The 24,941-nt window shown below is 60.8% G+C and carries 19 protein-coding genes; 6 read left to right on the top strand and 13 right to left on the bottom strand.

The annotated features are described in order from the left end of the window. Positions 1-5: 5 nt before the first annotated feature. The 6 genes from DKW72_RS11925 to DKW72_RS11900 form a co-directional block, all read right to left on the bottom strand. Positions 6-359 (bottom strand): DUF2288 domain-containing protein, encoded by a 354-nt coding sequence (locus tag DKW72_RS11925; protein WP_111642585.1) that lies wholly within the window; start codon positions 357-359, stop codon positions 6-8. Continuing rightward, positions 356-1,270, bottom strand: a complete 915-nt coding sequence (locus DKW72_RS11920; protein WP_111642584.1) for a hydroxymethylglutaryl-CoA lyase — start codon at positions 1,268-1,270, stop codon at positions 356-358. The genes DKW72_RS11925 and DKW72_RS11920 overlap by 4 nt, the downstream gene beginning before the upstream one ends. Next, a complete protein-coding gene (locus tag DKW72_RS11915) occupies positions 1,270-1,881 on the bottom strand; it encodes a flavin prenyltransferase UbiX (protein WP_111642583.1) in 612 nt (203 codons plus the stop codon). The genes DKW72_RS11920 and DKW72_RS11915 overlap by 1 nt, the downstream gene beginning before the upstream one ends. 20 nt (positions 1,882-1,901) lie before the next feature. After that, positions 1,902-3,278 (bottom strand): UDP-N-acetylmuramate:L-alanyl-gamma-D-glutamyl-meso-diaminopimelate ligase, encoded by a 1,377-nt coding sequence (gene mpl, locus DKW72_RS11910; protein WP_111642582.1) that lies wholly within the window; start codon positions 3,276-3,278, stop codon positions 1,902-1,904. A gap of 340 nt (positions 3,279-3,618) precedes the next feature. Then, entirely contained in the window at positions 3,619-5,328 is a 1,710-nt protein-coding gene (locus tag DKW72_RS11905) for a GNAT family N-acyltransferase (RefSeq protein WP_111642581.1), read from the bottom strand. Between the two features lie 73 nt (positions 5,329-5,401). Then, entirely contained in the window at positions 5,402-6,508 is a 1,107-nt protein-coding gene (locus DKW72_RS11900) for a hypothetical protein (RefSeq protein WP_111642580.1), read from the bottom strand. Between the two features lie 164 nt (positions 6,509-6,672). Here DKW72_RS11900 and serB point away from each other — a divergent pair, with 164 nt between their 5' ends. Further along, positions 6,673-7,887: a phosphoserine phosphatase SerB gene (gene serB / locus DKW72_RS11895; RefSeq protein WP_111642579.1), complete on the top strand. Its 1,215-nt coding sequence runs from the start codon at positions 6,673-6,675 to the stop codon at positions 7,885-7,887. Here serB and DKW72_RS11890 read toward each other — a convergent pair. From DKW72_RS11890 to epmB, 3 genes are all read right to left on the bottom strand, one after another. Beyond that, positions 7,884-9,965: an EAL domain-containing response regulator gene (locus DKW72_RS11890; protein WP_111642578.1), complete on the bottom strand. Its 2,082-nt coding sequence runs from the start codon at positions 9,963-9,965 to the stop codon at positions 7,884-7,886. The genes serB and DKW72_RS11890 overlap by 4 nt on opposite strands. A gap of 142 nt (positions 9,966-10,107) precedes the next feature. Then, a complete protein-coding gene (locus DKW72_RS11885) occupies positions 10,108-11,901 on the bottom strand; it encodes a hypothetical protein (RefSeq protein ID WP_111642577.1) in 1,794 nt (597 codons plus the stop codon). A 94-nt stretch (positions 11,902-11,995) separates the two neighbouring features. Further along, positions 11,996-13,003 carry an EF-P beta-lysylation protein EpmB gene (gene epmB / locus DKW72_RS11880; RefSeq protein ID WP_111642576.1) on the bottom strand — a complete coding sequence of 336 codons (1,008 nt, stop codon included), beginning with the start codon at positions 13,001-13,003 and terminating at the stop codon, positions 11,996-11,998. 39 nt (positions 13,004-13,042) lie between these two features. Between epmB and efp the strand changes: the two genes are divergently transcribed. The 4 genes from efp (at position 13,043) to DKW72_RS11860 (ending at position 16,611) form a co-directional block, all read left to right on the top strand. Continuing rightward, positions 13,043-13,612: an elongation factor P gene (gene efp, locus DKW72_RS11875; RefSeq protein ID WP_111642575.1), complete on the top strand. Its 570-nt coding sequence runs from the start codon at positions 13,043-13,045 to the stop codon at positions 13,610-13,612. Positions 13,613-13,624: 12 nt separating this feature from the next. Beyond that, positions 13,625-14,569, top strand: coding sequence for an EF-P lysine aminoacylase EpmA (gene epmA / locus DKW72_RS11870; protein WP_111642574.1), 945 nt, complete (start codon positions 13,625-13,627; stop codon positions 14,567-14,569). A 67-nt stretch (positions 14,570-14,636) separates the two neighbouring features. Further along, complete coding sequence (locus DKW72_RS11865) at positions 14,637-15,923, top strand: phospholipase D-like domain-containing protein (RefSeq protein ID WP_111642573.1); 1,287 nt, start codon at positions 14,637-14,639, stop codon at positions 15,921-15,923. A 100-nt stretch (positions 15,924-16,023) separates the two neighbouring features. Next, positions 16,024-16,611 (top strand): TetR/AcrR family transcriptional regulator, encoded by a 588-nt coding sequence (locus DKW72_RS11860; RefSeq protein ID WP_111642572.1) that lies wholly within the window; start codon positions 16,024-16,026, stop codon positions 16,609-16,611. On the opposite strand, the gene DKW72_RS11855 is transcribed toward DKW72_RS11860, so the two are convergent. After that, a complete protein-coding gene (locus DKW72_RS11855; RefSeq protein WP_111642571.1) occupies positions 16,608-18,608 on the bottom strand; it encodes a diguanylate cyclase in 2,001 nt (666 codons plus the stop codon). The two genes, DKW72_RS11860 and DKW72_RS11855, sit on opposite strands and share 4 nt — an antisense overlap. Before the next feature lie 280 nt (positions 18,609-18,888). Between DKW72_RS11855 and ppc the strand changes: the two genes are divergently transcribed. Continuing rightward, the gene (ppc, locus tag DKW72_RS11850) at positions 18,889-21,507 is read left to right on the top strand and encodes a phosphoenolpyruvate carboxylase (RefSeq protein ID WP_111642570.1); all 2,619 of its coding nucleotides are present in this window, start codon (positions 18,889-18,891) and stop codon (positions 21,505-21,507) included. A 22-nt stretch (positions 21,508-21,529) separates the two neighbouring features. Here ppc and DKW72_RS11845 read toward each other — a convergent pair whose 3' ends face one another. From DKW72_RS11845 to DKW72_RS11835, 3 genes are read right to left on the bottom strand one after another with little or no spacing between them, the layout of a single operon-like run. After that, entirely contained in the window at positions 21,530-22,378 is an 849-nt protein-coding gene (locus DKW72_RS11845) for an ABC transporter ATP-binding protein (RefSeq protein WP_111642569.1), read from the bottom strand. Between the two features lie 29 nt (positions 22,379-22,407). Further along, positions 22,408-23,394: an ABC transporter permease gene (locus DKW72_RS11840; protein WP_111642568.1), complete on the bottom strand. Its 987-nt coding sequence runs from the start codon at positions 23,392-23,394 to the stop codon at positions 22,408-22,410. A gap of 22 nt (positions 23,395-23,416) precedes the next feature. Continuing rightward, on the bottom strand, positions 23,417-24,811 hold the full coding sequence (locus DKW72_RS11835; RefSeq protein ID WP_198411331.1) for a CmpA/NrtA family ABC transporter substrate-binding protein: 1,395 nt from the start codon (positions 24,809-24,811) through the stop codon (positions 23,417-23,419). Positions 24,812-24,941: the final 130 nt, after the last annotated feature.

Genomic DNA, 24,941 nt, shown 5'->3' with positions numbered 1-24,941 from the left:
GCTCGTTACCGGTTGCGGGTCGGGGGTAGCTCTTGGTCAACGCCGGTGCCCGAGGGTTCCTGAACCAGTACCCAAGGTTTGATCACCAGGGTCCAGAGTTCGGTGTCGGCCTCGTACCAGGTCTTGGCCTGAGCGTCGCTGACCTGACCGATCTGCTCCTGGTCGAGCCAGTGCTTGAGTTGCGCGGCATCGTCGTTGGCAATCACCTGGGCGACCTGGAGCAGATCCAGCGTGGGGTCCACGGCGATGGTGCTGCCGCTGGCAAAAAAGCGTTGCAGGTCGCGCCAGGGCAGACGGGCGGTTTCCTGATTGAGCTTGGCCTGGAGCAGTTGTTCGTTAGCGCTGTTATCGAGAGTCATGAATCGTTCTTTGTTGATGAGTGGCGAGCGGCCAGGGCCTGGGCGACCTTGGATGTACTCGGGCGGCCCAACTGTTGGCAGATGGCGCGGCCGGCGGCGGCGACCTTGTCCAGGTCGACACCGTGCTCCAGGCCCAGGCCGTTGAGCAGGTAGATCACATCTTCGGTGGCAACGTTGCCGGCGGCGCCGGGCGCATAGGGACAGCCGCCCAAACCGGCCACGGCACTGTCGACCACGCGTACGCCCTGCTGCAGGGCGACGTAAATATTGGTCAGGGCCTGACCGTAGGTATCGTGCATGTGTACCGCCAGTTTGTCCACCGGCAGCCGGGCGCTGACGGCGTTGACCAGCTGATCCACCTGCCGGGGGGTGCCCACGCCGGTGGTGTCGCCCAGGGAAATTTCGTAGCAGCCGAGCGCGCGCAGGTCTTCGGCGATGCGGGTTACCTGGGCGGGATCGACCGCGCCGCTGTAGGGGCAGGCGATGACGCAGGAGATATATCCGCGCACCGGCACGCCCGCGGCCTTGGCCTGGGCGATGACCGGCTCAAAGCGTGCGAGGCTTTCGGCCACGGTGCAGTTGGTGTTCTTTTGGCTGAAAGCGTCGGTGGCGGCGGCAAAGACCGCCAGTTCGTCGGCCTTGACCGCCAGGGCGCGCTCGGCGCCCCGAGCGTTGGGCACCAGAGCCGCGTAGCGCACCCCGGGTCGGCGCTTGATGTCGGTAAAGACCTGTTCGCCGTCGGCCATCTGCGGCACCCACTGGGGGTTCACAAAAGCGCCCGCCTCGATGCGGGTCAGCCCAGCCTCGGCCAGGGCGTCCACCAGGGCGATTTTGGCCAGTGACGGAATCGGTGTGGGTTCGTTTTGCAGGCCGTCCCGGGGCCCCACCTCTACCAGCGTGACCTCAACCATCAGTCTTCGCCCCAGCGCGGCATCAGATCCTGCTCGATGCCGAGCTGATCGAGAATACGCGCGACAATAAAGTCCACCATCTCCTCGATCGTGGTGGGCTGCATGTAAAAACCCGGGCTGGCGGGAATCACGGTGGCGCCCATCTGGGTGAGCTTGAGCATATTCTCCAGGTGGATAGCGGAGTAGGGGGCTTCGCGCGGCACCAGGATCAGTTGCCGGCGCTCCTTGAGTGCGACGTCGGCGGCCCGTTCGATCAGGTTATTGCTGGCGCCGTGGGCGATACCCGAGAGGGTGCCGCCGCTGCAGGGGCAGATCACCATGGCGCTGGGGGAGCTGGAGCCGGACGCTACCGGGGAAAACCAGTCATCCTTGGCGAACAGTTGCAGCTGGTCATCCTCGGCGCCGTAGCGCTCGGCCAGGGCGGCTTGTTGCTCGTCCAGGGTGTCGGGTAGCTCGAAGTTGGTCTCGGTGCGGATCACCACTTCGGCGGCGCCCGAGAGCAGCATATAGACCCTGCAGTCCGCCGCCAGCAAACACTGCAACAGGCGCAGGCCGTAGGGCGCGCCCGAGGCGCCGGTCATGGCCAGAGTGACGGTACGTTCTCGGCTCATTGATGTGTCCCCTTGTGTGGTTAAAGCGCGTGGCGATTAAGCTGCTGCACCAATTTCCGGTGCAGGCCACCAAAGCCGCCGTTGCTCATGATAACAATATGGCTGCCCACTTCGCTCAGCGCCAGGGCGCAGTGGATCAGCTCATCCAGGTCATGTACCAGTTTGGCGGGGACCGGGCTGTGATTGACCACTTCGTCCATGCGCCAGTCGGCGTCGCGCGGCTGGTACCAGAGCACATCGTCGGCGTCGGTACAGGCTTTACCCAAAGCGTCTTTGTGGGTACCCATGCGCATGGTGTTGGAGCGCGGTTCGATCACGGCGATGATTTTCTCGCGCCCGACTTTGGCGCGCAGCCCGGCCAGGGTGGTCTTGATTGCGGTGGGGTGGTGGGCGAAGTCGTCGTAGACTTTGATGCCGTGGGCATCCGCGATGCACTCCATACGCCGCTTAACGCCCGCAAACTCGCCCAGAGCGCGCGCGCTGACCTCGGGGGTTACGCCCACATGGCGCGCCGCGCTCATTGCCGCCAGGCCATTGCTGACACTGTGATTACCGGTCTGGTGCCAATTTACCCGCGCGATCTCCTGGCCCTGGTGGTGCACGGCAAAGGCGGAGCCGTCAGCTTCGAGGAGTTGCGCCTGCCAGTCGGCGTTCGGGGCGTCGTCAGTCAGTGCCAGGGTTTCCCGAGGCGTCCAGCAGCCTTGGGCCAGAGTGTCGTTGAGGTTCTGGTCATGCGCGTGCGAGATGATCAGGCCGTTGTTGGGCACGGTGCGCACCAGATGGTGAAACTGTTTCTGAATCGCCGCGAGATCGTCAAAGATATCCGCGTGGTCGAATTCCTGATTGTTGAGGATCAGGGTGCGCGGACTGTAGTGGACAAACTTGGAGCGTTTGTCAAAAAAGGCGCTGTCGTATTCGTCCGCTTCCACCACAAAAAAGGGCGTGTCGCCCAGGCGCGCCGAAACGGGAAAATTCTGGGTCACGCCACCAATCAGAAAGCCGGGGCTCATGCCCGCGTACTCCAGAATCCAGGCGAGCATGCTCGCGGTGGTGGTTTTGCCGTGGGTGCCCGCCACCGCCAGCACCCATTTGCCCGGCAGGACGTGGTCGTGCAGCCACTGGGGGCCGGAGGTGTAGGGGATGCCCTCGGCCAACAGGTATTCCACCGCCGGGTTGCCCCGGCTCAGGGCGTTGCCCACGATCACCAGGTCTGGCGCTGGTTGCAGTTGCGCCGGGTCGAAGCCCTGGGTCAGTTCGATGCCGGCCTGTTCCAGTTGGGTGCTCATGGGGGGGTAGACGTTGGCGTCGCTGCCGGTGACGCGGTGGCCCTGGGCTTGGGCGAGTTGGGCGAGGCTGCCCATGAAGGTGCCGCAGATGCCGAGGATGTGTAGGTGCATGGGGTGTCTCGTTGCTGGGTTTTGTGTAGTGTCCCGAGGTTTGGGGGTGTTGTCCAGTGGGCTGTGCGTGCACCACGGTTATGCTGTTGTGACGGGGCTTGGGGTAAGGCCACCCGGGACACGCCGTGAATACGGCCCCTGCGCGCTCCCGGCGCTTCGGGGCACTTCCCACTTCCCTGTGGGTCGTCCATGTAGGCTTGAAGTCGGCGTCCTGCCTCCTACAGTCCCAGAAGGTAATCCCAAGACAGGCTTCGCATTAGGTTTCGCCTGCACCCACCGAAGTTGGGGGTGAGGGGAGTAAGAGTCTGTGTTGGGGGCAAGTGGCACCCAAACACGAGCATCAAGCTAGATAGCGAGTCTTCTTCTTCTCCTTCATCTGCTGCAGGTCGCCCATAAACAACCCATCCACACAATGGCCAAACGCCGAATCCACACTGAACGCCAACAACTGATAACCACCCGGTTCGTACAGCGCCGGGTACTGCTTGAACAACACCGGCACCTTGCGCTGCTGCTCCGCGAACAGCTGCTGCACCAACGCAAATCCGAGATCCCGATCCAGTCCCTCAAACAAACTGCTCAGGCGTTGAAACTCCTCCGGCTCGATAAAATGCGGATGGCGAGCTCCGGCCAATGCCGGTGGCGAGTAATAATAACGCTGAAAATAAAACACCAGCAGATCCTGGAGCGTCTTGGGATACTCCGCGCTCAGACTCACCGGGCCAATCAGATAGCGGATATGGGGGTGACGGGCCAGATAGGCTCCCAGGCCTTGCCACAGATAATCGAGACTCGCTTTGCCCCAATAGGCCGGGTTCACGAAACTGCGGCCCAGCTCCAGCCCCTCGCGCAGATACGGTTTTAAGCTTGGGCGTAACCGGAACAGCTCCGCCGTGTAGAGTCCATCGATGCCCTGCTGTTCGAGAATGGCTGCGGTATCGCCCAGGCGGTAAGCGCCGGCAATGCAGAGGTTCTGTTCGTCCCAGAGCACCAGATGGCGGTAGTAGGTATCGTAACGGTCCAGGTCCCGGCGGCTGCCGGTGCCTTCACCCACAAGGCGGAATGTCAGCTCGCGCAGGCGACCGATCTCCCGCAGCACGCGCGGGTGTTGATGATAATCACACAGGTAAATCCGGTGTTGATCGCGGGTGTTGCCCAGCAGCTCAGCGCTTTCCAACTCGGTTCGCAGGGAGCGCGGGTCTTCCGGATGACTGATGGTTTTTTCGGTAACGAAACTTTGCCGACGGTTTTTGCCCAGTTGATACAGGTGTTTCTTCAAACGCTTGAGCAGCGCCTTGTCCGCCAGGTTTTTAGTGTCCAGGGCGTGGGCCGGAATAGGGTCGCCCACGCGCAAGCTGATTTCGCTCGAGCGCTTGTTGAACATCTCCCGAGCCAGCAGCGCCGTGGAAAAGGGTTTGAACAGTGCCGAGGTGCCGTAGAACAGCAGCGAGTTTTTGGCTTCTATCAACACCGGCAGCACGGGCGTTTTGGCCTTGCGGGCAAAGTGCAGAAAGCCCGTTTGCCAGGCGCCGTCGCGAATGCCCTGAGGCCGGGCGCGGGAGACTTCACCGGCGGGGAAGATGATCACGGCCTGCTCGGCTTCGAGTGCCCCGAGAATGGCTTTGTAGCTGCGCCGATAACCGCTGCGACTCATGTTGTCCAGTGGTAGCAAAAGGTCGTGCAGGGGCTCGAACGCCATGAGCAGCTCGTTGGCGACAATTTTGACATCCGGACGCACGGCGCTGATCAGGCGCAGCAATGCCAAGCCGTCGAGCGAGCCGATCGGGTGGTTGGCAACGATGACCACCCGGCCCTGGGCGGGAATGTTGGCCCGGTCGCGCTCGGACACCCGGTAGCTGAAGTCGAAGTGTTCAAAAATCCGGTCGATAAAGTCCAGACCGCGCAGGCCCTGGTGGCGTTTGAGAAAGTGGTTGATGTCCTGCTCGCGAATCAGTTTGCGCAACAAACTGACGGCGGGTTGGCGCAGGCGTGCGCCAGGGCGTGCCAGGTTCGGAAATTTACGGGTGATGGAGGATTCGATATCCAACATGCTGTATGCCTCACTTATTACTCGTGAGGCTCAGCTTAGGAGGGGGTGGTGACGCGTCTGTGACGTTTTTGTGTCACTGATGTGACAGCAGTTGCTCGCACTGGCGGGTGAGCATGTCCCGGTAGGGGGGCAGGATGCGCTTGAGTTCACCAGTGCCGGGAGTGATCTCGGCGTGGGCCTCCAGGGCCGGGTCGATCAGTCCGGCGGCGATGACAATGGTTTCGCCTTCGGGGTGGCGGCGTTCACTGAATTGATGGCAGAAGTCGGCTTCCAGTGAGGCGGGGCTGCTGGGGTCGGGCAGCGCCTGGATGGAGGCGGACAGGCGCAGGCGCGGGCCTTCGATGCCCTGGCATAGTTCACTGAGCAGCTGTGCGGCGCACAGGGCGCGGAAACTGCAGTCGGCATTGTTGTCGCCTGCGAAGTCGATAATCAACACGTCGCCCCAGAGCAGCCGGCGCTCACCACTATAGAGGTTGAGCACGCGCTTGAGCTGTTGCTCGAAGGTGCTGGCCCGCTCGCTGAAGCCCTCGCTGTTGAGCTGATTGTAGAGAGTGGCCAGATTGTTCAAGTACAGGCTCAGGCGCACCGACGCGGTCGGGGTTTCCGGGGCTTCGGGCTCGAAGGTGTCAGGCGCGGGGACCGGCGCGGCGCTCGCCCGGGTCCGGCGCAATTGCTGCCAATGTGGCGTGAGCCAGAGTGCGCCGATCAGGAGCGCAAACCCCAGGCCCCATAGAACCAGAAAAACTCGCTCGCCCGTATCGAGTCGGGGCCGCTCCAGTGTCACCCGCAGTTGCCCGGCGATATTGTTGTGTAGGGCGATGGTGGCGCCAAAACGCAAAAATGCTTCCCGCTCGCGTCGGTCGGGGTTGTGACCGCTCTGTACCAGCAGGCGGTTCTCGACATCGTGAACCGTGGCGCCCACCACGCCCGGGTGGCGGGTCAGTTCGCGCACAATCACCTGCAGGCTGATCATGTCCTGGTTGAGGGCGGGCTCGACCGCCTGGCGCGCGGCCGTGTCGGCCAGCGCCTGGCCGTAGCGCTCGGACTGAATCTGCTGCCCGGCGAGGCTTTGGTACACATACACGCCGCCCCCCGCCAGCCCGGCCAGGGCCAGTAACAGGCTGCACAGCAGTAATTGAGGCTGGCTGCGCAAGTGTGCAAGCAGGGAAGGTAGGGGCATAGTGTCGGGCATCCGGCCGGGTTTTAGGGGCGCAAAGGCGCCATTCTAGCGGAAAGCGCCGACAAACCACACCCGCCCCTGTAGTGGCGGGCACAAGCTGGGTATAATCGCGCTTTTGGCCAGCCGACGGGTGGCCGCTGTCACTCAACCGCAAGCGAGCTTTTGTGAACGATATTCTGCTTATCAACGTGTCCGGCGACGATCGCCCGGGCGTCACTTCAGCCATCACCTCGGTGCTGGCGCGTTATCAGGCCAAGGTGCTCGACATTGGCCAAGCCGTTATCCACGACACCCTGGCCCTGGGCATTCTGGTGGCTCTGGACAACGGACGGGTCGGCGCGGCGGAGCTGCAGGCCGAGGTCGAGCGCGAGACGGCGCCGCTCGGGGTGCAGGTGCGCTTCCAGGCGATTACTCACGAGAGCTATCAGCAGTGGGTTGAGCATCAGGGCAAGGCGCGCTACATCGTGACCCTGCTGGCGCGTCAGGTGAGCGCTGAACAGATCGCCGAGTTGACGGCAGTGACCGTGCATCACGGCCTCAATATTGACCATATCAACCGGCTCTCGGGCCGCATCCCCCTGGATGCGCTGGATGCTCACAGCAACGCCTGTGTGGAGTTTTCGGTGCGGGGCGAACCGGCCGATGTGGACGCCTTGCGCGCTGACTTTATGGAGTTGTCCACCCGCCTGGAGGTGGATATCGCCTTTCAGAAGGACAGCCTCTACCGCCGCAACCGCCGCCTGGTGTGCTTTGATATGGATTCGACCCTGATCGACGCGGAGGTGATCGATGAGCTGGCCAAGGCGGCGGGTGTGGGCGAGCAGGTGGCAGAAATCACCGAGTTGGCGATGCGCGGGGAGCTGGACTTCAAACAGAGCTTTGCCCGGCGCATGGCCCTGCTCGAGGGCTTGAGCGAAGATGTGCTCGCGGATATTGCCGCCAACCTGCGCCTGAACGAGGGCGCGGAAAAGCTGATTTCAACCCTGCGCACGTTGGGTTATAAAACCGCGATTCTGTCCGGTGGTTTCACCTACTTTGGCCGTTACTTGCAGGGCAAGTTGGGGATCGATTATGTCTATGCCAACGAGCTGGATATTGTCGATGGCAAGGTTACCGGTCGGGTCGTGGGGCAGGTGGTGGACGGCCAGCGCAAGGCCGAGCTGCTCGCGATGCTGGCGGCGCAGGAGGGGATTTCCCTGGAGCAGGTCATTGCGGTGGGCGACGGGGCCAATGATCTGCCCATGCTGAGTGTGGCGGGGCTGGGGATTGCGTTCCGAGCCAAGCCTCTGGTGAAGGCGTCGGCCGAGCATTCGATCTCGACGCTGGGTCTGGATGCGATTCTGTACCTGCTGGGTTTCCGCGACCGGGATAGACTTTAACCTTCGGTATTGAAGTCGTAGTCCATGCTTGCTGTGGGTTCCTGCAGGTAGTAGCCCTGAATGTAATGTACCCCTGCCTGCCACAAGGTGGACAGCACTGCGGCGTTTTCGACGTAGGGCACGATGGTGGTTTTGCCCTGTTCCAACAGCTGCTCCAGCAGTTTCACCAGGCCTTCCGGGTTGTCCGGGTTCTGTTGGATATCCTGGGTGAAGGAGCCGTCGATTTTGATGTAGTCGGCGGCGATATGCTCGAGAGTTTTGAAGGGCGTCAGGGCACAGCCGAAGTTGCTGATCACCATATTGCTTTTGAGTTTTTTCAGCCCCTGGGAGAGTATTTTTGCCGTTTTCAGGTGGCTGGTGATGTCGTTCTCACTGGCCTGGAAAATAATCGCTTCGGGCGAGAGCTTGGCGGCTTTAAAGGCCACACCGAGCCAGGGTAAGAGGTTTTCATCGCACAGCGATTGTTTGCTCAGGTTGATCACCAGTTTGGTTTTGTTGCCTTTGGCGCGGTGATCGGAGAGCATTTTGATGGCTTCGAGGGTCACCCAGCGGTCGATCTTGGTGCCCACGCCAATTTTGTTGGCGGTTTCGATAAACTGCGCCGGCGACACTTCTTCGTCTTTCTCGTTGAGCATCCGCAGCAGCACTTCGTAGTACTCGTCTTCGGAGCCGCGCAAGCTGATGATTGGTTGGAACAGCAGACGGAAACGGTCGTTGTCGAGCGCGTTCTGAATGTCCCGCACCACGTCCTTTTCGGCTTTTTCTTCCGGGCTCAGCTCGGGCTCATACAGATGTACCCGGTTGCCGCCTTCGGCGCGAGCCTTCTCTGTCGCTTGAAGGGCTTGCTCAATGGCGCTGCCGGCGTTGGTGGTGTTGTCATTAATCAGGGCGATACCGGTGCTGGCGGTCAGCTGCACGGTGGTGTTGTCGATATCGATAATGTGCGCTTCGATGACCTTGGTCAAATTCTCGGCGCGGGCAATCGCGGCGTCCGCATGGGTGTCGGGCAGTAGCAGAGTGAAGGCGTGGTCGGCAAAGCGTGCCAACACCTCGCCCGGTTTGAGTTGGGCGCTGAGCAGCTCGGCGACATCCTTGAGGGCCCGGTCGACGGCGGCCACGCCCAAGGCGTTGTGAACTTTGTCCTGAAAATTGTCCAGATCGATATAGAGCAGGCTCTGGTCGCGCTCCGCTGAGCCGGCAATTTTTTCCAGGTGCTCAAGCATGTAGGCCTTGTTGTGGATGCCGGTGGCCTGGTCCTGAAGCTTGAGCTGCTGCAGTTGTTCTTCCAGTTCCTCGTTGTTCTCCACCATCCGGGCCCGCGCCAAAAACTGGATGCAGGGCTCTTCATCATATGTGGCACTGCTGACTTCCAGGCTGATGGGGGTGGCTTCACCGTTTTGTTTAACCCCTTCAAACTCCAATTTTGAAGCCTGAGCCTCCTCGCCTTTGAGGGTGAAGGTCTTGAGAAAGCTTTTCAGTTTGTCCTGGTCAGATTGGGCGACCATGTCCATGATCGGCAGGTAGTCGATATCGTCCTTGTCGTCATAGCCAAAGAGCTCGGAAAAGGACTCGTTGGCGTACAGGTAGAGCCCGTCCTGAACGTAGGCAATGGCATCGCGGGAGCTGTCGAGCAGGGCCTGGCTGCGTCGCTCGGCTTCGCGAAAGCGTCGGTCGGCGGCGCGCTTCTGTTGGCGCTGGGTGAGGTTGTTCAGCTCGCGTTGCATGACCAGCAGCAGGTGCTGGTCGTCGTCGAGCCGGACCACGTCGGCGGCGCCCAGCTTGAGCCCTTCGACCACCGAGGCATTGGTCTCGTCTTCCGTTTGCAGAATCACGGGAATATCCCGACTCAGACGTCGAACCTGTTTGAGGATGATCTCCGAGGGGACGCTTTTGGCCTGATCGTGGGCGATGAGCAGGTCCCAGGTGTGCTCCTGCACCAGTTTGATCAGGCCTTCCTCGCTCTCGACGTGTTGCGCGCGCGAAGGGCGTCCGGCATTTTCCAGCATGCTGATCAGGCGCTCTGCCTCAGAGCGGGAGTCGTTGACGATCAGCAGGCGTATCTTGTCGTTAGAGCTCATAGGTGTGGGCGTTGTTGTCCTGGGTTAAATGGCGTCGCGCCCGCGCTTTGCGCGGCGTCGCCTTATAGTACCGGAATCGCCGGTTGTCTCAATAGCTTATAACGCAAAGTTAGGCACAGGTCTCGGTTTTTATGGCCTTGCCCTAGCCCATATTGAGTGGCGGCAGGTCGTGCTCGCCGGCCTTGTCTTTGGGTTGTGTCAGTTCCCGGAAGTTGAATTGGCTAATGGCGCCGGTCGAGTGCAGGCGCTCGCGCAGTTGGGCACTGCTTTCGCCCTCGGGGCTGAATAGAAGGACCTTAATGCCTTCGCGAAATGACAGGGCATTGACCAGCAGGGTTTGCGGGGTATCCAGGGCCGGGCGCTCGGGCAGCCAGAGTGCGCGCAGGTATTCGGACTGCTCGCCGGTTTTATTGACGATCGCGGCGGCCAGGGGTTTGGCGTAGTCGGCGAGGACCTGAATGCCGGTTTGGGTGACCCCGCGCGCCTGTTGTACCCAGCGCACGCTGGCGATACGCCAGGTTTCCTGCCCGGGCTCGCGAATGCCGAGTACTTCGCCGGCGCGCAGCTGGCTGGGCACGGCACTTTGCCATTCCAGGCAGAAGCCACCGCGGCTGGTATCGACCACGGAGACCCGGTGCACTTGTGCGGCGGGGTTGCTCTCCTCGCCTTTATGGGCGCGGACGCTGTCTTCAATACTGGCTCCGGCACCGGGTTTGCCCACCAGACGCGTGCCGCCAACATCAAAGGCGTTTTCCCAGGGGTCGCCTTCGTGGGTGGTTTCGCGCAGGGCAACGGTGCGTTGGCGGAACAGGGGGATCGAGGACGCATCCTGGTCGATATGATCTTCGTCGCCGAGAAAACGGGCAAAGCTTTGTACGCCGCTGACGTGGTAATGCAGTGCTGACAGGCCGACCACCAGGTCCAGTTCGCTCTGGGCGGTGCGTCGCTCGAATTTACGTTGGCTCTGCACGCTCCAGCTGCTGAGCAGGTGCTCGTAGAGCGCGGCATTGAGGCCGTAGCGGTTGCGGCTGGAGCCGGCTTTTGGGGGGCCCTCAAGGCGCAGAGCAGCGGACAGCTCTTTGGTCCGCAGTTCGCGTACATCGCCGTTGACTTCCCGAGGCAGGTGCGAGCGGTAAATGGGGGCGTAGTTGCTGTCGAGCATGACCGCAAACAGGTTGTCGCCCGCACCCGGGGTGTAGGGTGCGAGTCGGCCCAGCGGCGCGAGCTGGTTGAGCGACTGGTAGACCTGCCGGACTTCATCCTGGCGCAGCTGGTTGGGACGGGCAGCGGCAAGCAATAACAGACGGGTGTAGACCGCCTCGACGGTGGTCAGTTGGTCGTGATCCGGCAGTGGATCGTCGACCGGGTTGCGGTGCACGTCGAGGGCTTCGGCCAGTTGGTACAGTGTGTGGATCTCGCGCCAGACTTGACTCAGTGTCGGGGTATATAGCTGCATCCCGCGCAGCAGCAACAGCCCCAGGCCGGTGAGGCCGCGGTGGATGGCGTGAGCCTGTAGGGCCTGAACGGCCTCGGTCACCGAGGCGTCACTTTCGCAGGTGTCGCGCACCACGGTCAGATAGGTGTTGGTGAGGTGCTTTTGCAGGGCCTGGGCGACGGTGGCGGTTTTCAGTGCCGCTTCGGACAGCATCAGGGGCTTGTTCAGGAAGTTGCGTGACAGGCCCTGGACGCAGTGCTGCACGGCCGGACGCAGGAGTTCCGCCAGGCGCAGGCGCTGAGCCGGGGTCGCCTTGACCCGCGCTACTTCCGGTAAGGCCTTGTAAAGCAGGCCGCTGGCGTGACTGATTTTGATCAGGGGCAGTTCCTGCACCCAAACCTTGACGTCCTCAGGGCGGGCACTGCGGCAGAAACTGAGCTGAGTCAGATCCTGTTTGGGCAGTACCAGTCGTTGTAAGAGCGTTGTTGTCCTTGGGTCCATAGGCGCGCCGTCTTGATCAAGCCCGCCGGGGTGGCAGGCCTTGTGTTTTCGCCATCTCTCGCCCGCTATTGTGGCACAGGCAGCCGCATTATGCTCAGGCGACCGGTGTTTTTGAGGCCTCACCCGCGATTTCCTGAACCAGCTTGGGCACCAGGTACCCGGGCAGGCGCTCGCGCAGCTGTTGATGCAGGGTCAGGGCGTGGCTGCGCTCGGTGTCAAAGTGCGCGGCCCCGGCCACGGGATCGAGCAGATGCAGATAATAAGGTAGCACGCCCAGGGCAAACAGTGATTCACTCAGGCGGCTGAGGGTCTCGAGGTCGTCGTTGATGCCCCGTAGTAGCACGGTTTGATTGAGCAGGGTGATATTTGCCGCGCGCAGGCGGGCCAGCGCGATGGCGACCGTGTCGTCCAGCTCGTTGGGGTGGTTGGCGTGAATCACCAGGCTCGCGCACAGGCGGCTCTTGCCCAGCCAGTCCAGCAGGGCGTCAGTCACCCGGCTGGGCATCACGACCGGCAGGCGACTATGGACGCGCAGGCGACGGACATGGGGAATGGCCTCGATGGCCGCCGCCAGCCAGGCGAGTTGGGCATCGGCGGCGGAGAGTGGATCGCCGCCGCTGAAAATCACCTCGGTGATGCTGGGGTCGGCGGCAATATAGTCGAGTGCAGCGCCCCACTGATCGCGCCCTGGGCGGTTGTCGGCGTAGGGGAAGTGGCGTCGGAAGCAATAGCGGCAGTTGATGACGCAGCTGCCTGAGACGATCAGTAGGACCCGCCCGTGGTATTTGTGGATCAGGCCGGGCAGGGCGTTGGCGGCCTGCTCTCCCAGGGGGTCATGAGTGTAGCCGGGATGGTCGATCAGCTCGTCCCCGAGCGGCAGCACCTGGCGCAGCAAGGGGTCATTGAGGTCGCCCGGGGCCATGCGTGCGACATAGCTGCGCGGTACCCGCAACGCAAACTGCTCGGCCGCGGCACGAGCGGCGGGCAGGGTCTCGGCGGGTAGCGCCAGCAGCTCGATCAGCTCGGCGGGGTCGCGCACCAGGTCGCGGGCGTCGTCTTGCCAGTTTTCAGTCTGACATTTGGCGGCAGTTCGAGGTATCATGGGCGCCTTTTACGTTTGAGCCAATTTTTGAGAGGGCATATGGCGACCTATTCTATCAACGATTTCCGCGCAGGTCTGAAAGTCATGCTGGACAGTGATCCCTGTTCAATCGTGGAAAACGAGTTTGTTAAGCCGGGCAAGGGCCAGGCCTTTAACCGTGTGAAGCTGCGCAACCTGAAAACCGGTCGGGTGTGGGAGCGCACCTTCCGGGGTAGTGAGAATCTGGAAAGCGCCGATGTCATGGACCGGGAAATGGAATACCTCTATAACGATGGCGAATTCTGGCACTTTATGGAGCCCGAATCCTTTGAGCAGCATCAGGCGGACAAAAACGCCGTGGGCGACGCCGCCAAGTGGCTCAAGGAGCAGGACAAGTGTGTTGTTACTCTCTACAACGGCGCGCCTCTGGCGGTGACTCCGCCCAACCATGTAGAGCTGGAAGTGGTTGAAACTGACCCGGGCCTGAAAGGCGATACCGCCCAGGGCGGCAACAAGCCGGCGACCCTGAGCACGGGTGCCGTGGTGAAAGTGCCGCTGTTTATGAACGTCGGTGACGTGGTGCGCGTCGATACCCGTAACGGCGAGTACCTCGGCCGCGCCAAAGAGTAAGCTGCCCGGCTTATGTCCTGGCAGCCTTCGGCCTCCCTTGAGCGGCTCGCGCAGCGGGCGGCGATCAATCGCCAGATCCGGACGTTTTTTGACGACCGGGGCGTGATGGAGGTCGAACTGCCGGTGCTCGGCCGCGCGCCGGTCACCGATCCTTTCATTGAGCCCATCAGGGCGCGCTGCAACGGCGCGACCCGCTACCTGCAGACTTCCCCAGAGTACGCCATGAAACGCCTGCTTGCGGCGGGCAGTGGGCCTATCTATTCCCTGGGTAAAGCCTTTCGCGACGGTGAGTCGGGGCGGCGCCACAACCCGGAATTTACCTTGCTTGAGTGGTATCGCCCGGGTTGGGACGACACGCGTCTGATGGACGAGGTCGCCGAGCTGGTCGGGCACCTGCATCCCGGTGTGGTGGTGACCCGGCTACGCTATCGGGACTGGTTTGTCGAACACCTGGGTATTGACCCGCACCGGGCCACAGGCGCCGAGTTGGCGGCGGTTGGGCGCGCGCATGTTGAGATTGATCTGGACGAGAGCGACCGCGATGCCTGGATGGATCTGTTGGTGACCCATGTGCTTGAGCCCCGGTTGCCCGAGGGACTGGTTCTGGTCAGTGACTATCCCGCAAGCCAGGCGGCGCTCGCGCGTATTGTCCCGGACCCTACCGGGCAGCCGGTCGCCCGGCGCTTCGAGGCGTTTCTGAACCGTATGGAGCTGGCCAACGGCTATTGGGAGCTGACCGATGCCGAGGAGCAGCGCCAGCGCTTTGAAACGGATCTGGCCAAGCGTGAGGGCTACGGTCTGCCCCAATACCCGATTGACGAATCGCTGCTGGCCGCCCTCACTGCCGGTATGCCCGCCTGCGCGGGCGTCGCACTGGGGGTGGATCGACTTTTGATGACACTGCTGAAGGCCGAGGGCATTGCGGATGTGCTCAGCTTTGATACCGAACGGGCCTGACGTGTTATAACTTAAAGTTGACAAGCGCGCGTGTTGTGACTTGTTCAATGACGCACCGGGAGTGTTTATGCTGATTCGTCGTTACCGTCTATGGGCTGTGTTGGTCGTACTTGCACCGATGCTGTTTGTGTTGGTGAATGTGCTCTGGTTTAACGCCATGCCCAAGCCCAAGCGCCTTACGCAACCGCTGATGCTTGAGTATCACACCCGGTCCCCGGAATTCGAGCGTTCCCTGGGGGCCCTGCTACAGCAGCCGATCCTGCCCGGCAATACCATTGAACTGCTACGCGACGGCGAAGCAATATACGCGGCCAAGGTCGACGCGATTGATCGGGCCGAGCACTCCGTCAGTTTTGAAACCTACGAATTCTGGGGGGCTGCGGCGGCCGGGCCTATTGTGGAGGCGCTGGCCCGGGCGGCGGAGCGGGGTGTAGCCGTTAACGCGCTGCCGGACTATATCGGTTCGCGCGAGGCAAGCCCGGAGAAGTTTGCGCGTCTGAGCGAGGCGGGGGTCGAAACCTACCGGTGGCGCAAGCCGGCCTGGTATAACCTGTCACGCTTCAATCACCGCACCCATCGCAAGCTGCTGATCATTGACGGGCGCGAGGCCTTTACCGGCGGTGCCAATGTGGCGGATGTCTGGCTCGCGAGTGAAACCGAAAACCCCTACCGGGATAATCATTTCCATATTCGCGGGCCGGTGGTGGCGAGTCTACAGGCGGCCTTTGCTGAAACCTGGCTGGACGCCACCGGTTATTTGCTCGAGGGTGACCGCTATTTTCCCGAACTGGAATCCCAGGGTGACTATCGGGCTCAGGTCGTCAACAGTGCGCCCCGCGAAGGGCGTCACCGGATGCGTAAGCTGTTCCACTATGCCGTAGCCGCCGCCGAGGAGAGCATCACCGCGGCCACGGCCTATTTCTATCCCGATGATGAGTATCTGGCGGCGTTGATAGACGCTGCCGAGCGAGGCGTGCGCGTGCGCATCCTGGTGCCCGGTAAGAGTATCGATCAGGGTTACCTGCGCCAGGCGTCGGTGAACCGCTGGGAGGCCATGCTTGAAGCAGGGGTGGAGCTCTACGAATATCAGCCATCCATGTATCACTCCAAGCTGATGAGTGTGGATGACTACTGGAGCAGCTTTGGCTCGACCAATCTGGACAATCGTTCATTTCGAATCAACGATGAAGCCAATGTAAACGTTTACGACGAACAGTTTGCGCGCAAAATTCGTGAATTGATCGAGGAGGATATGCAGGACGCCCATCCTTACGGTTTGGCCGAGTGGCGTGAGCGGTCATTTTACAAGCGTGCCTGGGGTTGGATGGGGAGTGTTATCGGTGCGTATTTGTAAGCGCACACATACCCCGGAAACGAGTGACTTTACGCTTTTTAACGCTTGGGTGTAGAATGGTAAGACTTCATTGGACTTACCCGTCGATAAGAGAATAAATATGACTGCAGCAGTACCTTCCGCCAGCAATGACAAGCGCGCCGCCATCCTCGACTCTGCGCTGTTCTTGTTGGCCAATCGTGGTTTCCACGGTTTCTCGATCAAACGCCTGGCCGAAGGGGCCGGTGTTGCCGTCGGCACCATCTATCTGTACTTCAAAGATCGCGAAGACGTCATTAACCAGTTGCACGGTGAAATCATTCGCCATGTGGCCGGTAAAGTTTTTGTTGATCATGACACCTCGTTGCCCTTGGATGAGCAGTACCGGCGCATGGTGCGCAACCTTTGGCAGTTCTGTGTCGACAACCCGGAAACCCTTTACTGCAAAAGTCAGTTCGACAATCTGCCGCCGCACCTGCAACGCTCCCAGCGTGAAGACAGTCATCAGATCTTTGAGCCACTCTTGGTTCTTTACGCCAAAGGGCGTGAGGCGGGTATCATCCGTGACCTGTCGGACGATGTACTGAGCGGCCTCGCCATTGAGCCGTGCTTCTTTCTGGTGCGTCAACACCTGCGCGGTTTTATCGATATCACTGACGAGATGCGTGACACCATTATCGCCGCCTCCTGGCGAGCCATTTCGCCTTAGCGATCCTGCGTTGGTTGGGCAATACGAATATCTTCGGTGTGCGAGTGTTTGGCTTCGTACATCGCGGTATCGGCTTCGCGAATGAGGCTGTCCACATCGTTACCGTGTTCCGGATAAAGTGAAACGCCAATACTGGCTGAGATCGGGTAGTCGCACTTATTGATATGGTGCGTGACCCGCAGGTTTGAGAGTACCTTGTGGGCGACTCGAAGGGCGTCGTCCCGATCTCTTACCGGCTCCAGCAGAATCACAAATTCATCGCCCCCTAAGCGCGCAGCCGTATCCGATCCGCGCAGATCCTGGACCATCTGACTGGCGACCTTTTTCAACAGTCTGTCGCCGGCCTGGTGACCCTGTTGGTCATTGACTGCCTTGAAGTTGTTCAGGTCGATAAACAGCAGGCCTACCCCGGTATTGTTGCGTTTGGCGCGCTCGAGGGCCTGGTTGAGCCGGTCGACAAACAATGTGCGATTGGGCAGTCCGGTGAGCGGATCGTGCTGGGCCATGTGGCGGATCTTTTCCTCGATCCGTTTGCGCTCGGTAATATCGTTGATAAAACCGTACCAGACAATGGTGCCGTCGTCCTGTTGCTCCGGGTAGGCGCGCCCGGCGCGCCAGCGCAGCCCCTGCTTGGGCAGTAACACCCGAAATTCCTGCTCCCAGGGCGATAGTTCGTGCGCGGATTTTTCAATGCTGGCGTAGTAATCCGGGAAGTCTTCGGGAATTACCCGACCGAATGCCGATGCGGCGTCACGTATGACCTCCTCCGGGCTTAGCTCAAACATCTCATGGACCCGTTCACTGGCATAGGGCACATCAAAGTGGCCGTCCGGGGTCATGCGAAACTGATAGAGTACACCGGGCACTTGAGCGGCGAGATTGGTGAGTAGCTGACTGTGATCCTGAGCAGCACGCTGGCGAGCCTCAGCCTGATACACGCGCCCAATCTGATAGCTCATCACCTGCGCCAGCAGCAGCACCTCGACCGCCACAGCCATCATGCCCAGTTGTTCAAGCAGTAGCATGTCATTCAGGCGCATGGACTGCACGGAGATGGACACCAGGGCCGGTAACAGGAAAGCGACATTGGCAATCAGGTAAAAATAGGCCACCGGATTGCGCGCCAGAGCCTGATTGATACCCGCCACCAAGCCGTAAAGGCCGAAAATCGCAACCCCGGCACGGGCCAGTTCGAGGCTGCCGTTGGGGTACATCCAGGCGGTGAACCAAAAGCTGGCAAGTAGGCCGATTGCGGCCCAGCCGGCGTAAAAAAGCCGAGGTGTGCGCTGACGATTGATCGATAGCAGCAACATCACAAAGCCGATGTAGCAGGCGTTGGAAAACAGGATGGGGACGCTGCTGAGGTGAAACCAGGTCCAGCCGAACAGGTCGCGGAACACCAACTGGGAGGTACCCAGAAACAGGATGTTGCCGGTGATAAAGCCGGCGTAGAGCAGGTCGTTCAGGGCCCGGCGCCAGATGCCGGTAACCAGGTAGTAGAACGCCAGCCCGAGGAATATACCCATGATGACCAGAGTCAGTGTCTGACTCCTGACAATACGATTCTCAAACTCGGCAGCGGGCCAAAGGATTGGGGTGGGCGGGGCCAGATAGTAGGGGCTTTCGAGTTCGGTGACCAGGGTGTAATCGCCCGGCGTCAATGCCAGCCGGTGGGCGTGACGCAGGAAATAGTCGCTGCGCCCCCTGAGGGTGTGGCCGCCTTCATAGACCTCGAGCAGACGTCCCGAGCCATTATACAGGCGGTGCTGGTAACGGCCCACAACGCCGGAATTGCGGAAGTCCACAATCAGGGTCTGAGGTTCTTCGTTGACGCGCAGTTGCAGTTCATGGCGGCCGCTCCCGCCGGTGCGCGCGGGTGGGCCATCGAGCCACTGACCTTGCTGGGTGAACGCGCCGCTTTCGAGGGCGCTGGCGCCCGGCAGCCGGTTGAGCATCAGCAGGGCGAGGGTCACACCCAGCAACAGTGCGAGACTCAAAACTATTCTCGAGGGCACTGTTCTCAATGCCGACCTCCGGAAACAAACGCCGCGGGTGCTGCGGCTATCTGCCGAGTCTAGCAAAGCCCGGCGCCGAATGGTACGTGGCACTGGCGACAATCTGACCAGCGCGCGCGTGGGGGGACCAGAGGCAGCCCGCGGACGCTTGTGCAGAGCTCATACACATATTTGTCCACAGCTTTTGTGGATAGAAGGCACTTGCGCCGCGCGCCGCGCTCCTTATACTGGCAGGAACGAGAAATAGCCTGGGAGCTGTGAGATGACACAACCGTTGCCGGAAACTCTGCGCGATAACGTGCGCAGGCTGGGAGAGTTATTGGGCGCCGTGATTCAGGATCACGAGGGTGAGGAGCGCTTTGACCGGATTGAGCAGATTCGCCAGCTGGGCAAAGCTGTCATTGAGGGTGAGGATGATGATGCCAGCGCCCTGGTGGCGCTGCTGGAGGGGCTCAATGACGACGAGATCCTGCCTATTGTCCGGGCCTTCAGTCAGTTTCTGAATCTGGCCAATATCGCCGAACAGGAGTATTTTTCCAGCGCCGAGGCCGAACCCGAGGACGGCCTCAAGAAGATGCTGTTCGATTTCTCCGAAAGCTATGGCAAGGACAAGCTGGCGGAAGTGATCGGTGATTTGAGTATTGAACTGGTGCTGACGGCACATCCCACCGAAGTCACCCGCCGGACCCTGATCCGCAAGTACGATCAGATGGTGAATAACCTGGCCGACCGCCAGCGCGGCAACCTGCTGCAGTTTGAGAAAGACAAACTCAACGGTCGCTTGCACCGACTGGTGGAAGAAATCTGGTCCACCGATGAAATCCGCACCGAGCGACCGAGTGCGGTGGACGAGGCCAAGTGGGGCTTTGCGGTGATCGAGAACAGTCTCTGGCAGGCCGTGCCGGACTTTATTCGCCATCTGGATCGGTTGTGCTGCAATCACCTGGGGCAGTGTTTACCCATCGACCTGCAGCCGTTCAAGTTCTATTCCTGGATCGGCGGCGACCGCGATGGTAACCCCAATGTGACCCACAAGGTCACCCGCGAGGTATTGTTGCTCGGGCGTTGGATGGCGGCTGAGCTTTACGCCCGGGATCTGGAGAATCTGGTCGGCGATCTGAGCATGCATCAAGCCAATGCCGATTTGATGGGGCGTTTTCCCAACAGCGCTACACCCTACCGGGATGCACTTGCGGGCCTGCGACGGCGCCTGAATGCGACCCTCGCCTGGAGTGAGGCAAGTCTGGCAGGGCGCAATCCGGAGGTGCCGGGGGAACTGATTTCTTCGCGCGAGGATCTGCTTGAGCCGCTGATGGCCTGCTACCGCTCACTGAACGACGTGGGGCTGCCACACATTGCCAACGGTCCGCTGCTCGATACCATTCGCCGGATTCACAGCTTTGGGATAAACCTTGTGCCGCTCGATATCCGTCAGGATGGCGACCGTCATGTGCAAGTGCTCGACGAGCTGACTCAATACCTGGAACTGGGCAGTTACCGTGAATGGGATGAAGCGCAGCGGCAAGCGTTTTTGCTGGAGCAATTAGAAGGCAAGCGGCCACTGTTGCCCGCCGACTGGCCCATGAGTGATGACACTGCCGAGGTGTTGGCGACCTGCCGGGTGATTGCGAGCCAACCCCAGGAAATATTGTCGCACTATGTCATCTCCATGGCGCAGCAGCCTTCAGATGTTCTGGTGGTCGCGCTTCTGTTGCGCGAGTGTGGCCTGCGTTGGGCCATGCCCGTTTCTCCGTTGTTTGAGACGCTGGATGACCTGGAGCGGGCCCCGAGTGTGATGGAACGGCTGTGGGATCTGCCTTGGTATCAGGCGTATACCGGCGGGCGGCAGACGGTCATGATCGGCTACTCGGATTCGGCCAAGGATGCGGGCAAATTTGCAGCCACCTGGGCCCAGTACAAGGCCCAGGAAAATCTCGTGAAGCTGGCCGAGGCGGCCGAGGTCAACCTGGTACTGTTCCACGGCCGCGGCGGCACTGTCGGCCGTGGCGGCGGCCCGGTGGAGAAGGCCATGGCCTCCCAGCCCCCGGGTTCGGTCCGCGGGCGCATCCGGGTGACAGAGCAGGGCGAAATGATCCGTTACAAGTTTGGCCTGCCCCGGGTGGCTTTTGCCAGCTTCTCCACTTACGTGGCGGCGACCTTACGGGCGACCCTGGAGCCTCACGCGGCGCCCAAGGACGAGTGGCGCGCGCTCATTGAAACCATGTCCAAGAAAAGTCTGGAAGCCTACCGCGCCGTGGTGCGCGGCCACCCGCAGTTTGTGGATTACTTCCGCAGCCTGACCCCGGAGCAGGAACTCAACCTGTTGGCCCTCGGCAGCCGTCCGGCGAAACGCAAGGCCAGCGGCGGCGTCGAGAGTCTGCGCGCGATTCCCTGGGTGTTTGCCTGGATGCAGGTGCGCCTGAACTTGCCCGCCTGGTTGGGCACTGCCCAGGCGCTTGAGCATGCGCTCGAGGAGTCGCCGGAGCTGCTGGCGGAAATGGTGGACGAGTGGCCGTTCTTCTCCAGTTTCCTCGATCTTCTGGAAATGGTGATCGGGAAAGCCGACGGCCCCATCTGTACCTACTACGAACGTCAGTTGGTGCCCCCGGAACTGCACGGCCTGGGGAAACAGTTGCGCGCTGACTTGCTGCAGGTTGAACAGTTGATCAACCGGATCAAAGGCCAGGGTGAGTTGCTCGCGAGCGAACCGGTGCTGCAGAAGTCCCTGGAGGTGCGCAAGCCTTATGTGGATCCGCTTAACTACCTGCAGGCCGAGTTGCTTAAACGCCATCGCAGCGGCAAGGCGTTCAGCCCGGAACTGGAGCGCGCGTTGAAAGTGACCATGGCCGGAATTGCGGCGGGCATGCGCAACACCGGCTAGGGCCGGTGTGCGCGGCTCGAGACTAAGCGGAGCCGGCCTTTGCGGTTGGCTCTGCGCTGGCCTTGCGCCGCGGTGCAAGCGGTTCAACCTTTTTGTGTTTCTCGTACAGGAAGCGCAGTACGGCTGTCCGGCAGTCGTTGTAGCGTCGGTCTTCCGCCAGGGCCAGGCGATCGCGCGGGCGCTCAATCCCGACATCCAGTATTTCCCCAATGGAGGCCGAGGGGCCGTTGGTCATCATGACGACGCGATCCGACAGGAGCACTGCTTCGTCGACATCGTGGGTAATCATGATCACGGTGTTGCCCAAGGTGGCCTGAATGTCCATCAGTGAATCCTGCAGGTGTGCCCGGGTGAGTGCATCGAGCGCCCCGAAGGGTTCATCCATCAGCAAGACTTCCGGCTCCATGGCCAGGGCCCGGGCAATGCCAACCCGCTGTTTCATGCCGCCGGAAATTTCACTCGGTCTTTTGTCCAGTGCGTGTCCCATCTGTACCAGCTCCAGGTTATGGAGAATCCAGTCGCGCATTTCGGCGCGGCTCCTGGAGCGTCCAAACACCTGGCGCACGGCCAGCTCGACATTCTGGTAGGTGCTCAACCAGGGCAGCAGTGAGTGGTTCTGGAAAACCACTGCACGCTCCGGTCCGGGGGCATCGACCTCCTTGCCATTGAGCAATACACCGCCCTGGGTGGCCTGATGCAGGCCGGCGACAATATTCAGCACGGTGGATTTACCGCAACCCGAGTGGCCAATAAGGGAGACAAACTCGCCTTTGGCGATCTTGAGATTGATGTTTTGCAGGGCACAAAAAGGCCCCTTGGGGGTGGGAAACGTCATTCCCACATCGCTCAGTTCCAGATGTACCTTAGCCATAAAACATTCTCCGGATAGTTGATAGGCGGTTAGCGCAGGATGGCGGACTTATCCCAGCTGGCAAAGCGCTGGATAAACAGCATCGCCCGGTCGAGCAGAAAACCGATAAAACCGATAACCAGCACCGCGACACAAATACGCCCCAATGAACTGGATGAGCCGTTCTGGAATTCATCCCAGACAAATTTTCCCAGCCCGGGGTTTTGTGCCAGCATCTCGGCGGCAATCAATACCATCCAGGCAATCCCCAGTGACAGGCGCAAGCCGGTAAAGATCATGGGGATGGCCGAGGGCAAAACGATTTTAACCACGTGGGTAAACCAGTTAAGGCGCAGTACGCGACTGACATTCTGCAGGTCCTGGCTGACGCTGGTGACACCTACGGCGGTGTTGATCAGCGTGGGCCAGAGCGAGCACAAGGTGACGGTAATCATCGATACCAGAAATGAGCGCGAAAACATCGGGTCACTGCTGACATAGACGGCACTGACCACCAGGGTAACCAGAGGCAGCCACGCCAGGGGCGATACCGGTTTGAAAATCTGGATCACCGGATTGATCGCCCGGTAGAGCGTCTGGCTCAGGCCAATCATGATGCCCAGAGGAACGGCGATAAGGGTCGCAAGTAAAAAGCCGCTTAGCACGGTCCACAGACTGGTGAACATCTGATCGAAGAAGGTGGGGCGCCCACGAAACTCGCGCCAGCGGATTTCGGCATCCGGGTCCTGGGCCAGTACTTCGGCGTTGCGCACCTCCTGGCGCTCGTAAAAGGCCGCTTCGCGGGCGCGCTCCGTGCGGTGTTCATCCACCAGATTTGACCACTGGCTCGCCACCTCCCCGGGGCCGGGGAAGGTCCCCAGAGAGGTGTCGATGCGCTGGGCACCCAGGTGCCAGATTGCCAGAAAGACAACCAGGCCAAGCATGGGGATAAGCGCGCTGAGTGCGAAGCGACCCAGCGCGGGTACTGAAATCCCCGAGGGTGAAAAACGTTTGAGATACAGTTGTGCGGTATTCATGGTCAACTCCAGGTGCGGGGCACTAAGGTGTGTCGTCGCCTTTCAGCCCAATGCTGAATTGTTTGAGGTAATCGTTGGGTTTGTTGGCGTCAAAGGTGATGCCATCGATAAAGGTGGTGTGCTCCGCTGAGCGATAGCCGGATTCGGTCTCGAAGTCCGGGAAGTCGCCGGCGGTCATTTTGCCTTCGGCGATCAACGCCCGGGCGGCCTGCTCGTACACTTCGGGCATAAACACCTTTTGAGCCATTTCCTGATACCAGTTGTCCGGCTTGTGCTCGGGAATCTGGCCCCAGCGGCGCATCTGGGTCAGGTACCAGACCGCATCCGAATAGAAGGGGTAGGTGGCGTTGTAGCGGAAGAAAACGTTGTAGTCTGGCGCAGGGCGTACATCCCCTTTTTCGAACTCAAAGATGCCGGTCATGCTGTTGGCGATGACCTCCTCGTCTGCGCCCACGTAATGGGAGCGGGAAATAATTTTTGCCGCTTCGGCACGGTTGGCGTTGTCGTTTTCATCCAGCCATTTGCCTGCGCGGATCAGCGCTTTGACCACGCGAATGTGGGTGTTGGGGTTTTCTTCAGCCCAGCTGTTGGTGACCCCAAAGACTTTCTCGGCAATATTGTTGCGGATGTCATAGTCGGTGATGGTGGGGACGCCGATATCGCGAAAGACCGCCTGCTGATTCCAGGGCTCGCCCACGCAGTAGCCATTGATGGTGCCGGACTCCAGGGTCGCGGGCATCTGGGGCGGCGGCGTGACGGAAATCAGCACGTCGGCCCCGAGCTGCCCGGAGGTGTCGCTACGCTGGGGGGCGTAGTAGCCGGGATGAATGCCGCCGGCCGCCAGCCAGTAGCGCAACTCGTAGTTGTGAGTGGAGACCGGAAAGACCATACCCAAACGGAAGGCATCGCCCTTATCGGCAAAGTTTTCGATGACCGGCTTGAGGTGCGCGGCGGAAATCGGATGAATGGGGCGGTCGTCTTCATCGGTGTCCAGGTGCGGGCGCATCGCGTTCCAGACGTCGTTGGACAGGGTGCAGGCATTGCCGTTGAGGTCCATGGTAAACGCGGTGACCACGTGAGCCTCGGTGCCGAAGCCGATGGTGGCACCCAGAGGTTGGCCGGCGAGCATGTGCGCGCCATCCAGCTCCCCGGAGATCACCCGATCCAGCAGCACGCGCCAGTTGGACTGCGCCTCAAGGGAGACGTACAGACCTTCGTCTTCAAAGTAGCCGCGCTCATAGGCAATGGCGAGCGGCACCATGTCGGTGAGCTTGATAAAACCGAAGTTCAGATCTTCTTTTTCCGGTGGCCCGAGGGCGAGGCCGGGCGCACTCAGTAGTAGCAGTGCCGCGACGGCAGCGCTGTGCTTGAGTTGGGTGACGCAATTTTGAATAAAGGGTTTGCCGCTGATGGTCATATTCTTCTCCTGAAAAAATAAAAGGCGCCGCATCGTCGACCGCGTTGTCCGCAGTGTGTCGATGGGCGCCTTTACCCGAGTGCACGAACCCGCCTTTGGGCCGCGTGCACAGCTTCTTTGTCACACAGGG

Source organism: Marinimicrobium alkaliphilum (assembly GCF_003259155.1).
GTDB classification, from domain to species: domain Bacteria; phylum Pseudomonadota; class Gammaproteobacteria; order Pseudomonadales; family Cellvibrionaceae; genus Marinimicrobium_A; species Marinimicrobium_A alkaliphilum.
The sequence above is the reverse complement of the archived record's forward strand: the minus strand, read 5'-3'. Positions and strand labels throughout refer to the sequence as shown.